Origin of the sequence: Fodinicola feengrottensis (genome assembly GCF_010993775.1) — a bacterium.
In the GTDB taxonomy this organism is placed as follows: Bacteria; Actinomycetota; Actinomycetes; order Mycobacteriales; family HKI-0501; genus Fodinicola; species Fodinicola feengrottensis.
The window spans coordinates 118,402-133,376 of sequence record NZ_WOTO01000012.1 but is presented as its reverse complement, the minus strand read 5'-3'; the positions used below and the strand labels follow the sequence as shown (position 1 = coordinate 133,376).

At 68.1% G+C, this 14,975-nt stretch carries 10 protein-coding genes and 4 pseudogenes; 4 read left to right on the top strand and 10 right to left on the bottom strand.

The genetic code is table 11. The annotated features are described in order from the left end of the window. Positions 1–140: 140 nt before the first annotated feature. Positions 141–746 carry a type II toxin-antitoxin system PemK/MazF family toxin gene (locus GNX96_RS13715; protein WP_163568370.1) on the top strand — a complete coding sequence of 202 codons (606 nt, stop codon included), beginning with the start codon at positions 141–143 and terminating at the stop codon, positions 744–746. Between the two features lie 67 nt (positions 747–813). On the opposite strand, the pseudogene GNX96_RS13710 reads toward GNX96_RS13715, so the two are convergent. The 6 genes and pseudogenes from GNX96_RS13710 to GNX96_RS51590 form a co-directional block, all read right to left on the bottom strand. Beyond that, positions 814–2,315 (bottom strand): annotated as a pseudogene (locus GNX96_RS13710) (DEAD/DEAH box helicase). Positions 2,316–2,565: 250 nt separating this feature from the next. Then, positions 2,566–4,473, bottom strand: a pseudogene (gene dxs / locus GNX96_RS13705) (1-deoxy-D-xylulose-5-phosphate synthase). 246 nt (positions 4,474–4,719) lie between these two features. Beyond that, entirely contained in the window at positions 4,720–5,997 is a 1,278-nt protein-coding gene (locus GNX96_RS13700; RefSeq protein WP_163568369.1) for a sugar ABC transporter permease, read from the bottom strand. Further along, positions 5,994–6,875, bottom strand: a complete 882-nt coding sequence (locus GNX96_RS13695; RefSeq protein ID WP_279580270.1) for an ATP-binding cassette domain-containing protein — start codon at positions 6,873–6,875, stop codon at positions 5,994–5,996. Before GNX96_RS13695 ends, GNX96_RS13700 begins: the two co-directional genes overlap by 4 nt. Before the next feature lie 86 nt (positions 6,876–6,961). Continuing rightward, on the bottom strand, positions 6,962–8,086 hold the full coding sequence (locus GNX96_RS13690) for a substrate-binding domain-containing protein (protein WP_279580269.1): 1,125 nt from the start codon (positions 8,084–8,086) through the stop codon (positions 6,962–6,964). Positions 8,087–8,360: 274 nt separating this feature from the next. After that, positions 8,361–8,852: a hypothetical protein gene (locus tag GNX96_RS51590; protein ID WP_279580289.1), complete on the bottom strand. Its 492-nt coding sequence runs from the start codon at positions 8,850–8,852 to the stop codon at positions 8,361–8,363. Here GNX96_RS51590 and GNX96_RS13685 point away from each other — a divergent pair. Then, positions 8,785–9,552, top strand: a complete 768-nt coding sequence (locus GNX96_RS13685; RefSeq protein ID WP_313885661.1) for an ROK family protein — start codon at positions 8,785–8,787, stop codon at positions 9,550–9,552. The two genes, GNX96_RS51590 and GNX96_RS13685, sit on opposite strands and share 68 nt — an antisense overlap. 26 nt (positions 9,553–9,578) lie before the next feature. Here GNX96_RS13685 and GNX96_RS63430 read toward each other — a convergent pair whose 3' ends face one another. From GNX96_RS63430 to GNX96_RS13675, 4 genes and pseudogenes are all read right to left on the bottom strand, one after another. Then, the gene (locus GNX96_RS63430) at positions 9,579–9,800 is read right to left on the bottom strand and encodes a hypothetical protein (protein ID WP_390624002.1); all 222 of its coding nucleotides are present in this window, start codon (positions 9,798–9,800) and stop codon (positions 9,579–9,581) included. After that, positions 9,740–10,420: a class I SAM-dependent RNA methyltransferase gene (locus GNX96_RS51585; RefSeq protein WP_279580267.1), complete on the bottom strand. Its 681-nt coding sequence runs from the start codon at positions 10,418–10,420 to the stop codon at positions 9,740–9,742. The genes GNX96_RS63430 and GNX96_RS51585 overlap by 61 nt, the downstream gene beginning before the upstream one ends. Further along, positions 10,417–10,842, bottom strand: coding sequence for a TRAM domain-containing protein (locus GNX96_RS51580; RefSeq protein ID WP_279580266.1), 426 nt, complete (start codon positions 10,840–10,842; stop codon positions 10,417–10,419). Before GNX96_RS51580 ends, GNX96_RS51585 begins: the two co-directional genes overlap by 4 nt. A gap of 32 nt (positions 10,843–10,874) precedes the next feature. Further along, positions 10,875–12,930 (bottom strand): annotated as a pseudogene (locus tag GNX96_RS13675) (APC family permease). 158 nt (positions 12,931–13,088) lie between these two features. Here GNX96_RS13675 and GNX96_RS13670 point away from each other — a divergent pair. Together GNX96_RS13670 and GNX96_RS13665 are read left to right on the top strand one after the other, a co-directional pair. Further along, positions 13,089–13,754 carry a potassium channel family protein gene (locus tag GNX96_RS13670; protein ID WP_163568368.1) on the top strand — a complete coding sequence of 222 codons (666 nt, stop codon included), beginning with the start codon at positions 13,089–13,091 and terminating at the stop codon, positions 13,752–13,754. Further along, positions 13,754–14,424 (top strand): annotated as a pseudogene (locus GNX96_RS13665) (potassium channel family protein). The gene GNX96_RS13670 and the pseudogene GNX96_RS13665 overlap by 1 nt, the downstream one beginning before the upstream one ends. Positions 14,425–14,975: the final 551 nt, after the last annotated feature.

Below are 14,975 nucleotides of genomic sequence, written 5' to 3'. Positions count from 1 at the left end.
TCAAAGATTAACACAGCCATTCAAAGACCACGAGCCTCTCGTTGCAGTTCGGTATCTTTGCGGGCGAATGTCAGATTCGTTCGGGACCCGAGGGCGCTCGAACCGGACGAATGCGGCAGGTCGGGGGTGCGGGGCGAGCGATGAATGCACTATCCGCGGACGACCTGTGGAGCCCGATCCTGGCTCTGCTGTGCGAGGCGGCATGCGTGACAGTCGTGATCGTCGGCGTCACAGCCGCCTGCCTTCTGGGCGTTCGGACATCACGGTCTCGACCGAATCGCTTCGCGGCGCCGCGACGACGACGACCGCCACCCGTCGGGCCACCGCACCAACGGCGAGCACCCACCGCGTACGTCGACTCAGCCGCGACCGTCTGGCCACCCACCAAACCGGTCCACGAGCCGGACGAATGGGAGGTCATCGGCCCTGATCCAGGGGAAATCTGGTGGGCCGAGGTGCCCTTCGCCGACGGTTCCGGCTCGAAGCGGCGTCCTTGCTTGGTGCTACGCACATATCGGGGATCCGCCGACGTCCTGAAGATCACCAGCCAGGACAAAAGCCACCGGTCGGATCACATCCAAATTCCCACCCAGGCATGGGATCCGCGCGCCTCGAGCGACAGCTGGCTTGAGCTGTTCACGACCTATCGGGTCGACCAGTCCGCCTTCGACAAGGTGGTGGCCAGCTGCGACGACAACGTCTGGGCGTACGTCACAGACCATCACCGCACCGGCCGGATGAGCTGACGGGCTGAAATGCGAAGTGTCCCCCGCCGGAAACCGGCGAGGGACACTTGCTGGAGGTGGTGAGGGGTCAGCGACCCCGGCGACCGCCGGCCCGCGAGGAGAACGCGGCGAGACCGCCCGGCTGGCCGGCCGAGGCCGTACGGCCACCGCCAGTCGACCCGGAGCGGCGGCTCGACGAAGAGCGCGACGACGACGTACGTACGCCCCGAGTCGTTGCCCTGCCTCGTACGACCGGCCGGCGGCTTCGGGGGACCGGCGGGCCCGTGGCGCGCGGTCGGACGGCGGCTCGGCCAGCGCCGGCGGCGGGGGCGACGAAGGTCCGCTCGCCGGGGGCGAGCTTCTGCAGCAGCGCGTCGCCAGCCCGCAGCCGGGTAGTCGTCGGCCGGATGCCGGCCTTGCGAGCCAGGTCGCGGACCTCACTCGCCTGGTCGTCGGTCGCCAGCGTGACGACCGTGCCAGCGGCACCGGCGCGGGCCGTACGGCCGGAGCGGTGCAGATATGCCTTGTGTTCCATCGGCGGGTCGGCGTGGATCACCAGGGCCACGTCGTCGACGTGGATGCCGCGGGCCGCGATGTCGGTGGCGACCAGCGTTTTGGCCGTACCGTCGGAAAACGCGGCCAGGTTGCGGTTGCGGGCGTTCTGCGCGAGGTTGCCGTGCAGCTCCACCGCCGGCACCCCGGAGGCAACCAGCCGCTTGGCCAGTGTCTTCGCGCCCCGCTTCGTACGAGTGAAGACCAGCGTGCGGCCGGGAGCGGCGGTCAGGTCCACCAACACCGGCAGCCGGTCCGAAGCGCTGACGTGCAGGACGTGGTGCGTCATGGTGCCCACCGGCGACAGCGACGAGTCGACGCTGTGCACCACCGGGTCGGACATGAACCGGCGGACCAGTACGTCCACACCGCCGTCCAGCGTCGCCGAGAAGAGCAGCCGCTGGCCCTGCCGCGGAGTCAGGTCCATAAGGCGTCGTACGACCGGCAGGAAGCCGAGGTCGGCCATGTGGTCGGCCTCGTCCAGCACGGTGATCTCGATCGCGTCGAGATAGGCCGCGCCGGTCGACACGTGGTCGGCGAGCCGGCCCGGGCAGGCGACCACGATGTCCACGCCGGCCCGCAGGCCGGAGATCTGCGGCCGCGCGCCGACACCACCGAAGACGGTGAGCGTCCGCAGCCCGAGGGCCTGCGCCAGCGGCGCGATGGTCGCGTCGATCTGGCTGGCCAGCTCGCGGGTCGGGGCGAGGATGAGCGCGCGCGGGGGCGGCCGGGCTGGCGCTTGGCCGGCTTGGCCGCCAGCCGGGCGAGGACCGGCAGCGCGAAGGCGTAGGTCTTACCGGAGCCCGTACGACCGCGGCCGAGCACGTCCCGGCCGGCCAGGGTGTCCGGCAGGGTGGCCGCCTGGATCGGGAACGGGCTGGTGATGCCGGCCGCGGCGAGCGCGTCGACGAGAACCTGCGGTACGCCCAACTCGGCGAAGCTGGCGGTCGAAACAGGTGGTGCTTGAGTTTCAGTAGGGGTTGAAGGGGTCGAAACAGGGCGTGCTGAAGGCGCGTTGCGAGGGCGGCGGGCCGCCATGGATTACTCCGTACGTGGAAGGGTCGTCCTGCCCGGCGCGAACCCTTGACGGCTCGCGGCGCGTGGGTGGTCGACTACAAAATGCGATCCGAGGCAAGACTGTGCGGATCGCCGACGCAGACGACCCTACCTTGCCGCCGCTCCCCCGGTCCGCTGACCCTCGGTGATCTTGATCTCCCGCCGGTCGTTGCCGCATCGACGCGATGCGTGCGGTGAGCGTCGATGCGGCAAAAAAGCCGATTACGGAGGGTTAGTCGGAAGAGGAGGAGAGGTGGACAGACAGCGGGTGAGAGTCCAGCCGGGACACCCAGCCGGTGACCTGGCGGGCGATGTCCTGCGCGGTCAGGCCGATGTCGGCGAGGATCTGGGCGCGGGTGCCGTGCGGATGCCACGCCTTGGGTACGCCCAGGTCGCGTACGGCCACCTCCACGTCGCGGTCACGCAGCGACTGGCTGAGGGTGGCGCCGATGCCGCCGGCACGTACGCCGTCCTCCAGCGTCACCACCAACCGGTGGTCGGCCGCGAGGTCCCAGGACGGTGGACGGCATCGGGATGACCCAGCGCGGGTCGACCACGGTGACGCCGATGCCTTCGCCGGCGACCCGCTCGGCCACCTCGACGGCCATCCCGGCGAACGCGCCGACGGCGACCAGCAGCACGTCCTTGCTGGCCGGGGCGGTGAGTACGTCCACGCCGCCGATCCGTTCCAGCGCCGGGATCGGGTCCGGCACCGACCCGGTCGGGAACCGGATCGCGGTCGGCCCGTCGGACACCTCAACGGCCTCGGCGAATTCCTCCACCAGCCGTTCGGCGTCGCGCGGCGCGGCTACCCGCATCCCCGGCACCATGCCAAGCATCGAGAAGTCCCAGATGCCGTAGTGGCTCGGCCCGTCCGGCCCGGTCACCCCGGCGCGGTCGAGGACGAACGTGACCGGCAGCTTGTGCATCGCCACGTCGAGCAGCGTCTGGTCGAAAGCCCTGTTCAGGAAGGTCGCGTAGAGCGCCACCACCGGATGCATGCCACCCAGCGCGAGGCCGGCGGCCGAGGTGACCGCGTGCTGCTCGGCGATGCCGACGTCGAACACCCGCTCCGGGAAGACGCGGGCCATCTCGGCGATGCCGGTCGGGCCGGGCATCGCGGCGGTGATGCCGACGATGTCCGGGCGCCGCTCGGCGGCCGCCACCAGCGAGTCGGCGAACACACCGGTCCACTTCACCGACGGCTTGGCCAGCGACTTTCCGGTCTCCGGATCGAAAGCACCCGGCCCGTGCAGGCAGTCCTCGGTGTCCATTTCGGCCGGCGCGTACCCGTATCCCTTGCGGGTCACCGCGTGCACGATAACCGGCCCGCCATATCGCTTGGCGCGGCGCAGCGCCGACTCCATCGCCACACAGTCGTGCCCGTCGATCGGGCCGATATACTTGAGGCCGAGGTCCTCGAACATGCCCTGCGGTGCGACGACGTCCTTGAGACCCTTTTTGATGCCGTGCAGCGCCTCGAAAAGCGGCGGTCCAACCAGCGGGGTGTGGTCCAGCACGTCACGGATCATGTCCAGCGCGCGCTCGTACCCGGGCGTGAGCCGCAGGGTGGCGAGGTGGTCGGCGAGGCCGCCGATGGTCGGTGCGTACGAACGGCCGTTGTCGTTGACGACGATGACGAGCCGGCGGTCCTTGCCGGCGGCGATGTTGTTCAGCGCCTCCCAGCACATGCCGCCAGTCAGCGCGCCGTCGCCGACCACCGCGACCACGTGCCGGCCCTGGCCAGTCAGCGCATACGCCTTGGCCAGGCCGTCCGCGTACGACAGCGCGGTCGACGCGTGCGAGTTCTCGATAACGTCGTGGTCGCTCTCGGCCTGGCTCGGGTAGCCGGACAGCCCGCCGCGGCGTCGCAGCTCATCGAACCCGGCCTGCCGGCCAGTGATCATCTTGTGTACGTACGACTGGTGGCCAGTGTCGAAGAGCACCCGGTCAGCCGGGGAGCAGAACACCCGGTGGATCGCCAGCGTGACCTCGACCACACCGAGGAGTTCGGGCCGAGGTGCCCGCCGGTACGGGACACCTTCTGGACCAGGAACTCGCGGATCTGGCTGGCCAACGCCGGGAGCTCGGACGCAGGCAGCCTGCGCAGGTCTCTTGGTCCGGCGATCTGTTCGAGCAAGCTTCGTTGCTGCTCCACCAGCGGGCCTCCTAGGTCTTTGGCTGACGCAACTCGCGAGTCTAATCTGCCATCCCCTTCGAGGATGATTGATCACCGCGATCCCTGCACTTTCAGGGTGATGACGAAGAGTTGATCATGCGAAAGATAGGCCCCCGCCAGCAGGCGAGGGCCTATCTTTTCAGCGACCAACCCGAGTGGGTGTGACTACCGTCCTAGGTCCCTGTTCGTACGACCAATAGTCCGACGCTAAGCACGTCCGGATGCCTTCTGGCTGCGCCGGGACACCGAGTCCAGGGTCACCGCGGCCAGCAGCACCACGCCGGTGACGATGAACTGGATGGCGTTTCCGATGCCCTCAAGGGCCATCCCGGACCGGATCGACTGGATCACCAGGACGCCCAGCAGCGCGGAGTACGTGCTGCCGCGGCCGCCGAACAGGCTCGTACCACCAATGACGGCGGCGGCGATCGCGTTCATCAGCACGTTCTGGTCCAGGCCGGACTGGTTCGCCGAGGTCAGCCGGGACGCGAAGAACACGCCGCCGACCGCGGCCATGCCACAGGAGACGGTGAAGACCATCATCCGGATCGCGGCCACGTTGATGCCGGCCCGGCGGGACGCCTCGACGCTGCCGCCGAGCGCGAACACCTTGCGCCCGAACGAGGTCTTGCGGAGCACGAAGTCCAGCAGCACCACGAAGGCCAGGAAGATCACCAGCGCCAGCGGCAGGCCCTTGTACAGGTTCAGCACAATGGCCACCGCGAACAGCAGGATCGCCATGCCGACCGCGCGGATAACGATCTCGTTGACGCTGCGGGTCGGGATGCCGGCGGCCTGCCGGCGGCTGCGTGAAACCAGCGACCAGATCAGGTAGAGCGCCACCACCGCGCCGGCCACCGAGTAACCCACGATGGTCTGCCCGAAGAAGGTGGTGGTGAGCTGGACGACGCCGCCGTTGTAGTCCAGGTTGATCGTCCCGTCGAGGCCGAAGACGACCAGCATGACGCCGTTCCAGCCGAGCAGGCCGGCCAGCGTCACAATGAATGCCGGTACGCCGATCTTCGCGAAGAAGAAGCCGTGGAGCAGGCCCATCGCCATGCCGGCGACGACCGCCAGCAGGATGGACACGAAGGCGTTCAGGCCCCAGTTGACGTTGACTACCGCCAAAATCGCCGTACAAGCGCCACCGACCGAACCAACCGACAGGTCAATTTCGCCGAGCAGCAAGACAAAGACGATGCCGACCGCGATCAGGCCGGTGGGTACGATGTCGAGGCTGATGTTGGTCAGGTTCTGCGGCGACAGGAATCGCGGGTTCAGGAACTGGAAGACCGCCCAGATCAGGATGAGACCGACGATGACCGGCAGCGAGCCGTATTCACCACCGCGGATCCGCCGCTGCGCCTCCTGCAGGTAACCGCTGAAACCCTGTTCCCGTACCAGAAGTCGCGGGTCGATCTGGCTGACCGGCCCGGCCGGCGCCGCCTGCGGCACCGGCGTGGTGCTCGGCTTGCTGGTTGTCACTTTCGCTCCCCTGCCGTTCGCTGCGCTGCCTTAGCCGGTGTCATGACTGCGCGTGGTCGCGGGACGCTCGCCGGCTCACCGCGTTGTCGGTCGCGCCGGTGATGGCGGCGATGATCTGTTCCTGGGTGGTGGACGCCACGTCGAAGGTGCCGTTGTTGCGGCCCAGCCGCAGAACCGCGACCCGGTCGGACACCGCTCGTACGTCCACCATGTTGTGGCTGATGATGATCACCGCGAGGCCGCGGTCGCGGAGCCGCTCGACCAGGTCGAGCACCTGGGCGGTCTGCTCCACGCCCAGCGCCGCGGTCGGCTCGTCCAGCACGACCAGCTTGGGTTCTCCCAGCAGCAGTTGACCGGGAAATCGCGACCACCTGGCGCTGGCCACCGGACAGCGAGGCCACCGGGATGCGTACGCTCGGAATCTTGATCGACAGCGTGTCGAGCAGCTCGCGGGCCTTCTTCTCCATGGCGACCTCATCCAGCAGGCCCCACCGGTAGATTTCGCTGCCCAGGAAAAGATTTCCGACCACGTCGAGATTGTCGGCGAGCGCCAGGTCCTGATAGACCGTGGCGATGCCCAGGCGCTGGGCGTCATGCGGGCGGGAAATGCTCACCGGCCGGCCGCCGAACTCGATCACACCCTCGTCCGGAGCGTTGACACCGGCGACGACCTTGATCAGCGTGGACTTGCCGGCGCCGTTGTCGCCGACCAGCGCCAACACCTCACCGGCGTACACCTCAAGGTCCACGTCGGTCAGTGCCTGCACCGCGCCGAATCGCTTGGAAATCCCGCTCAGCCGCAGAACCGGCGGTCCGGAGCGGTCCGGAGCGGCCCGACCGGCGCCACCCGGTTCGTCTTTCTGCAGGTTCGTCGACATGCCTTCCACCTATCTCGGTCGATCAGGGAAAACACGGCAAGCGGCGGCGGCCGCCGTCTCCGGCAGCCGCCGCCGCGCGTCACCGATCAGGAGAGTCCGGCCGCCTTGCAGGCTGCCGCGTACTGGGCAGTGCAGATGTCCGCGACAGTCCAGTAACCGTCCTTGATGACGGTGTCCTTGATGTTGTCCTTGGTCACCGTCACAGCCGGCACGATCACCGCTGGTACGCCCTTGGCGCTGCCACTGTCGACCGTGCTGGTCGCGCCGTCGTACTTCTTGCCGGTCGCCAGCGCGACCGCGAAGCCGGCGGCCGCCTCGGCCTGCGGCTTGATCGACTTGTAAATCGTGGCGTACTGGTCACCGGTGATGATCCGCTGCAGGCCGGCCACCTCGGCGTCCTGGCCGGTCACCGGTGGAACCGGGGTCGCACCGGCCGCCTTCAGCGCGGCGATGGCGCCACCGGCGGTGCCGTCGTTCGCCGCGTAGATGCCGATGATCTTCTTCGCGCCGAGCGCGGTGATGGCGCCCTGCGCCTCGGTCTGCGCCTGGTCGGGGCTCCAGTCCGGGGTGTCGTACTCCTTGCCGATGGTCACCTTGCCGTCCAGGACGGAGTGCATGCCCTTCTTGAACAGGGCCGCGTTCGGGTCGTCCGGCGAGCCGTTGATGACGACCACCGGGCCGCGCTTGGGGTCACCGCCCTTGGAGATGGCCGTGAGGAAGGCGGTGCCCTGGAGCTCACCGATCTTCTCGTTGTCGAACGAGGCGTACGCGCCAATCGGGCCCTCGGCGAGGCGGTCGTACGCGACCACCGGGACACCCTGCGACTTGGCCTTGGTGACCGAGCCGGCGATGGACTTGTAGTTCACCGAGTCCAGGATGAGCACCTTGTCACCGTTGGCGAGCGCGGTGTCCACCTGCTGCTGTTGGGTGCTGGCCTGCTGGTTCGCGTTCAGGTAGTCGATCGTGCACTTTGGGCAGAGCTTCTTCACGTCCGCCTCGATGAACGGGCGGTCGAACTTCTCGTAACGGGCGGTCTTCGACTCCGGAAGCAGCAGGCCGATCTTGAATCCCGCGTCCACGCTGGCCGCACCGCCAGAGCTGTTTCCCCCGCCGGCCTGCGGTGCCTGGCCGCATCCGGCGGCGGCGACGAGCGCCGCCACGGCGACGACGGCGAGTGCCGACCGTACGCCGATAAGCCTAGTGATCCTCACGTTTCAAACCCCTCTTCCAGCGGGCCACTGTTGTGCGCGACACGCACGACCCCGATCGGCATGACCTTGGCCCCGCCACACGGTTGTGTCAACAGATCGACGAAAGTGCATTTTCGTGTCGCCCGATTTACGGTGACTGGATCGAATCAGAAACCTACCCGCAATACGAACGACATCGATTTCCGCCTCTACAAGGCGCCGTTAGTGAAACTATTGACATAACTGCACGGGTCACCCAGGATCGCCGCTATGCCCTCGGCAGCAGACCGTCCCCTCACCCGGTTGACCGGAAACCAAGCCCGCATCGCGCAGACGTTGCGAGTGCTTGGTCCGTCGACGCGGGGCGGAACTGATCAACGCCACCGGGCTGTCCCGCGCCACCGTCTCGGCAGTGGTCGGCGAACTTACCGCATCGGGCCTGGTGATCGAACCGGGTGGTACGGCCCCGGCCGGCCCGTCCGGCGGCCGGCCAGCCGCGGTCGTCCAACTGGACCGATCCGCTGGCTTGGTCGTCGGCGTCGACGTCGGCCGCAGTCACCTGCGCATCGCCGTCGCGGACCTGGCCCACACCATCGTCGCCGAGGCCGCCGAACGTACCGTCCCCGGCGAGGAAAGCGACGCCGCCGCGGTCCTGGAAAGAGCCGCCGCCGCCATCGAGCGCCTGCTGCTGAGCTGCGGACACACCCTCGGGGACGTGATTGGCGTCGGCTTTGGCCTGCCCGCCCCGGTGGTCAACCCGGCCGGCCAGATCGGCTCGCCGAAACATCTTCCCCGGGTGGGCCGGCCTCACTCCCACCCACGAACTCGGCGCCCGCCTGGGCGTACCGGTATGCGTGGAAAACGACGCCAACCTCGGCGCTCTTTCGGAGTCCTTGTGGGGAGCCGGCCGCGGCCACCAGGCGGTCGTCTATGTCAAGCTGGGCACCGGAATCGGCGCCGGCATCGTCTTCGACGGGCAGCTTTTCCGTGGCGTGACGGGAACAGCCGGCGAAATCGGCCACCTCAGCCTGGACACCAACGGCGACATCTGCCGCTGCGGCAACCGCGGCTGCCTGGAACTGGTGGCCAGCGGCGCCGCCCTCGTCACCGCCCTGCACCCCACCCGCCCGGACGTCACCGACCTGACCGACCTCGTACGCCTCGCCATCGACGACGACGCGGCCTGCCGCCGCCTCCTCGCTGACGCCGGCGGCCACGTCGGCGTCGCCCTTGGCGGCATCGTCAACCTGATCAACCCCGACCGCGTGCTAATCGGTGGCGAGCTGGGCCGGGCCGGGGCTTTGTTGTTGGACCCCCTGACCGCTTCTTTGCAGCGCTCCGCGGTGCCCGCAGCAGTGGCCGCCCTGTCAGTGGGCCCCGGAATTCTCGGCGAACGCGCCGAAGTTCTGGGTGCCCTGGCCCTCGTCCTGCGCGAACCAGAACGCTTGGTTTCCCCCGAAACCCCGGACATCCAAGCCGCCGGTTAGGTCAGCTCACCCTGCGGAGCCTTGCGCTAGCTGGGTCGAAACGCAGCCACGCATTCGATGTGATGGGTCATCGGGAACGCGTCAAAAACTCGCAGCGAGGTTAGTTCGTAGCCGTTGCCGGCAAGAACCCGGGTATCGCGGGCCAGCGCGGCCGGATCGCAGGCCACGTAACAGATAACCGGCGGATTCAGCGCGGTGAGCTGTCGGCAGACCGTGGCGCCAGCGCCGGTACGGGGCGGGTCAAGCACCACCGCGTCCAGCTTGTCGATCTTGTTTTTACGCAACCACCCCAAACACCGCCGGTCGACACCACAACGGCTGGTACGTCGCGCAAATTGCGCCGAGCGTTGTCGGCCGCTGGCCGGTCCGACTCGACGGCGAAGACCTTTCCGTACCGGCCGACCTGGACACCCAGCGCGCCAGCGAAAAGACCGACACCGCAGTAAAGATCGAGCGCGGTCTGGCCCGGCCGCGGGTCGACCTCGGCGATGACCGCGTCCGACAGTGCGGTCGCAGCGGCCGGGTGGACCTGCCAGAAGCCGTCGGCGTGCACCAACCAGCGGCGCCCGGCGGCGTCCTCGCGTACGCGATTATGGCCCCGCCGGGAGGCAGCCGGGTGAGCGCCGCCGTCGAGTACGGCGACTTCTTCCGGCCATCTCGCCGGGTCCGCGCGTACCTTCGCGTGCGGTCGTACGACCACCGCCCGGTCGCCGGCCGACGAGGCGACCACGTCGACGCCGGCCAGGCCCGGGTGCGTCCGGCCGAGCACGTCGATGGCGCGGACCGCGTCGGTGGCGATCAGGCAGGCAGTCATCAATCGGCAGCACCTTGCCGGAGCGGTGCGGATGAAAACCAGCGCGGCCCTCATCGTCGACGGCGTAGCGCATCCGGGTCCGCCAGCCCAGCGGCCCACCGGGCAGTGCCTCGGCCGACGCGTCCTCGGTCAGGCCGAGTTTGTCCAGCTGCCCGATCGAAAGACCGCCAAGTCGAAGCAGCTGTTCGCGTACGACGGTCGCTTTGCCACGCCGGACCGCGGCCGGCTCGGCATGCTGCCAGTCGCAGCCGCCGCAGCCGCCGCCGCCGGAGAACCCGGCAGGGTGGCCGCACCCGGTCGGGCGACGGCGTGAGGATCTCGACGGCCTCCGCCAGCGCGAACGCCTTGCCATTGTCGGACGTGATCCGGGCCCGTACGCGCTCTCCCGGCAGGCTGTGCCGGACGAAAATGACCCGGCCGTCGTGCCTGGCCACGCAGTGGCCGCCATGCGCGATCGGGCCGACGTCCAGCTCCATCGTGGTACCGACCGGAAGTGCTTTTGTCGCCGTCATTGACCGCTCTCGTCCGATTTCTGGCCGGAGCCGGCCTTGTCCGCTTTCGGCCGACCGCCGGCTGGGCCGGTCACCAGCCCGCGCCGGACGCCGGCCACGATCCGGTCCCGGCGGTCCAGGTTGGCCCGCTCGGACGAATGCAGCTGCCACGGCACGCTGGTGACCATGATGCCCGGCTCGAACAGCAGCCGACCTTTCAGGCGCAGCGCGCTCTGGTTGTGGAGCAGGTTCTCCCACCAGTGACCGACCACGTACTCCGGAATGAACACGGTGATCACGTCTCGCGGCGACTCCCGGCGAATTCCCTTCACATACTGCAAAATCGGCTGGGTGATCTCGCGGTACGGCGAGTCGACCACGACCAGCGGGATCGGGATATCGCGTTTTTCCCATTCCGCCTGCAAAGCACGAGTGTCGGCGTCGTCGACATTCACGGTGACCGCGTTCAGCGTGTCCGGCCGGGTGGCGCGCGCGTAAGCCAGTGCCCGTACGGACGGTTGGTGCAGCTTGGAAAGCAGCACGATCGCGTGGTTGCGGGACGGCAGCACCGGCCGTTGCTCCTCGGCCGCGAGTTCCCGCGCCACCGAGTCGTAATGCCGGCGGATGCCCAGCATCAGCACGTAAATCACCACCATCGCGGCGATCGCGATCCACGCACCCTCACCGAACTTGGTGATCAGGACAACGACCAGCACCGAGCCGGTCATCAGGAAACCGAAGGAGTTGATCACCCGCGACCGGTACATCCGGCGGCGTACCGCCTTGTCCCGCTCGGTTTTCAGATGCCGTGTCCAGTGCCGCACCATGCCCATCTGGCTGAGCGTGAACGACACAAAAACTCCGACGATGTAGAGGTGAATCAATGCGCTCGGATCAGCTTTGAAGGCCACCAGCAGCACGATCGCGAAGACCGCGAGGAAAAGGATGCCGTTGCTGAAGGCCAGCCGGTCGCCGCGGGTATGCAGCTGCTGCCCGTGGCAGGTAACGGTCCTGGGCGAGAATCGAGCCGAGCACCGGAAAACCGTTGAAAGCGGTGTTCGCGGCGAGTACGAGGATCAACGCCGTCACCGCGGTCACGATGTAGAAACCCACCGGGAAACCGGAAAACACCGCTTCCGCAAGCTGCGCCATCACGGTCTTCTGCACGTAGCCGGCTGGCGCGCCGAGCAGCTGACTGACGTGGTCGACATACTTGAGGCCGGTCAGCTGCGCCAACGCGAGCGTACCCAGCATCATCGCCACCGCCAGCAGACCCAGCATCAGCAGAGTGGTCGCCGCGTTCTTGCTCTTGGGTTTCTGAAAGGCCGGCACGCCGTTGCTGATCGCCTCGACACCGGTCAGCGCCGCACAGCCGGACGAGAAACTCCTGAGCAGCAGGAAAAAAACGAACGCGATCCCGATGAAGGACTGGGAGCCGACCAGCTTGAAGTTGGCGCTCGCGGTCTGGACGTGGTCGCCCAGCGCGAAAATCCGGAAGAGCCCGAAAAGCACCATGCCCAGGATCGCCACCATGAAGGCGTAGGTGGGGATGGCGAAAGCGATGCCGGACTCGCGCAGGCCGCGCAGGTTCATCGCAGTCAGCAGCACGACCACCACCACCGACGTGATGACTTCCCGGCCCTGCAGGAAAGGCAGCGCGGAGGCGATGTTCTGGATGCCGGACGCGACCGAGACGGCGACCGTGAGCACGTAGTCGACCATCAGGGCGCTGGCGACCACCAGGCCGTACCGGTCGCCGAGGTTGGTGGTCGCTACCTCGTAGTCGCCACCGCCGCTCGGATAGGCGTGCACGTTCTGCCGGTACGAGGCGACCACGGTGAGCAGCACCACGACGACCGCGACGCCGACCCACGGCGACAGGGCGTACGTGGCGAGGCCAGCGGTGGACAGGGTGGCCAGGATCTCTCCTGGCGCGTACGCCACCGACGACATCGCGTCGGAGGCGAACACTGGCAGCGCGATCCGTTTCGGCAACAGGGTCTCGGAGAGCCTGTCACTGCGGAACGGTCGCCCCAGCAGCAAACGTTTGACCAGCGACGTCGGTTGGGACACGCGACGAGGGTACGGCAGCCACGTCCGGTTCCCAGGCACGGCACCCCCGACGTGTAGCGTCTGCCGATAGCGGGAACTGGGAAGGTGGGCCTCTACGTTCCGCACAGGTAAGCAGAAGTTGTCGGCCGGCTCACATCGTCCATCCGGAGAGGCGCGCGTTGCACATCGTGATCATGGGGTGCGGCCGGGTCGGCTCCACCCTCGCACACGGGCTGGAGGCCCGCGGTCACTCCGTGTCGGTGATCGATCAGAACCCGGACGCGTTCCGCCGGCTCAAGCCGGAGTTCGCCGGGCAGACCGTGGCCGGCACCGGATTCGAACAGGAGACCCTGCTGGAAGCCGGGATCGAGCGCGCCGACGCGTTCGCGGCGGTCTCCAGCGGTGACAACTCCAACATCATCTCGGCCCGGGTGGCCCGCGAGACCTTCGGCGTACAGACCGTGGTGGCGCGGATCTACGACCCCAAGCGCGCCGCCGTGTACGAGCGCCTCGGCATCCCGACGGTGGCCACCGTCCGGTGGACGTCGGACCGGATGCTGCGCGCCCTGGACCCGGACGGCACCGCCGAGGTGTGGCGGGAGCCGACCGGGGTGGTGGTGCTGGCCGAGGTGGTCCTGCACCGCGGCTGGGTGGCGCACAAGGTCAAGCAACTGGAGGCCGAGACCGGTGCCCGGGTGGCCTACCTCTGGCGCTTTGGGCTGGGCATGTTGCCGACGCCGACGACCGTCTTCCAGGACGGCGACCAGGTGTTCATGATGGTCACTGACGACATCGTCGACCGCGTCACCACGACCGCGGCGGCGGCACCGGAGGAGCGGGACTGATGCGAGTCGCCATTGCCGGGGCCGGCAACGTCGGGCGCTCGATCGCGCGCGAGCTGATCGAGCACGGCCACAGTGTGTGATGCTCATCGAACGCGACTCGGCGGCCCTCAAGTCCAAGCTGGTGCCCAAGGCCGACTGGCTGCTCGCGGACGCCTGCGAGCTGGCCAGCCTGGAGGAGGCCGGCATCGCCAGCTGCGACGTGATGGTCGCGGCCACCGGCGACGACAAGGTCAACCTGGTGGTGTCGCTGCTGGCCAAGACCGAGTTCGCGGTCGAACGTACGGTCGCGAGGGTCAACCGGGCCGAGAACGAGTGGCTCTTCACCGAGCAGTGGGGCGTCGACGTACCGGTCAGCAAGCCCCGCCTGATGGCCGCCCTCGTCGAGGAAGCCGTCACCGTCGGCGAGCTCGTCCGGCTGATGACCTTTCGCCGCGGCCAGGCCAACCTCGTCGAGATCACCCTCGCCAAAGACTCCCAGCTGGTCGGCCGCCCGCTGCGCGACACGCCGCTGCCGGTCGACACCGCGCTGGTCGCGATCCTGCGCGGCGGGCGGGTCATCGTCCCCACCGGCGACGACCCACTGGAGGGCGGCGACGAGCTGGTCTTCCTGTGCACGACGGACCACGAGGAGGAGCTCCAGCAGGTCGTCGCCGGCGACTTCAAAGTCTGACCAACCTTCGCATGCTGCGTTTGAGTTGCCTGGCACGGGGCACTTTGAGGCGGATGGTACGAGCGATGACACACTTGGCGACCGCCGGCTCTTGAGGTAGGCCCTGGTCAACGAGACGGACTGCGGGGTAGTGAGTGGCCCTTGAGGCAACGGCCCCGCAAGCCACGTCGTCGAATCCGGTCCCGCTCAAGGGCCCGCGGACCCTTGAGCCAGCGTCTCGCTCGTACCGATGACTGTTGGGCGACTGACCGGCGCGGTCGACGTTTGGGCTGGTTGACGGGCGGCTATTGCCGGACAAGTGCATTAGTCAAAAGCAGTGCCTGTCGCGGGACAAGCGCGCTAGTCAAAAGCGGTGTACACGAGGGTGTGGATGCCCCGGACTACCAGGCACGGGGAAACCCCACCCCGACACCAAAGGGCAGTGTCGGGGTGGGGTTTTCCCGTGCCTACTGCCGATGGCCCCCGATATTTCTGGCGCCTTCGGCGCGGGCGCCGTCGACTACGGCTACGAGAGTCGGTCTTAGGACCCTGCAAAACCCGCAGGGTCCTAA

Coding starts and splice junctions, on each gene's coding strand:
- GNX96_RS13715 (WP_163568370.1), top strand. CDS start 141: ATGAATGCACTATCCGCGGACGACCTGTGGAGCCCGATCCTGGCTCTG.
- GNX96_RS13695 (WP_279580270.1), bottom strand. CDS start 6,875: ATGTCGACGAACCTGCAGAAAGACGAACCGGGTGGCGCCGGTCGGGCC.
- GNX96_RS51590 (WP_279580289.1), bottom strand. CDS start 8,852: ATGTTTCGGCGAGCCGATCTGGCCGGCCGGGTTGACCACCGGGGCGGG.
- GNX96_RS51585 (WP_279580267.1), bottom strand. CDS start 10,420: ATGAGGGCCGCGCTGGTTTTCATCCGCACCGCTCCGGCAAGGTGCTGC.
- GNX96_RS51580 (WP_279580266.1), bottom strand. CDS start 10,842: ATGGAGCTGGACGTCGGCCCGATCGCGCATGGCGGCCACTGCGTGGCC.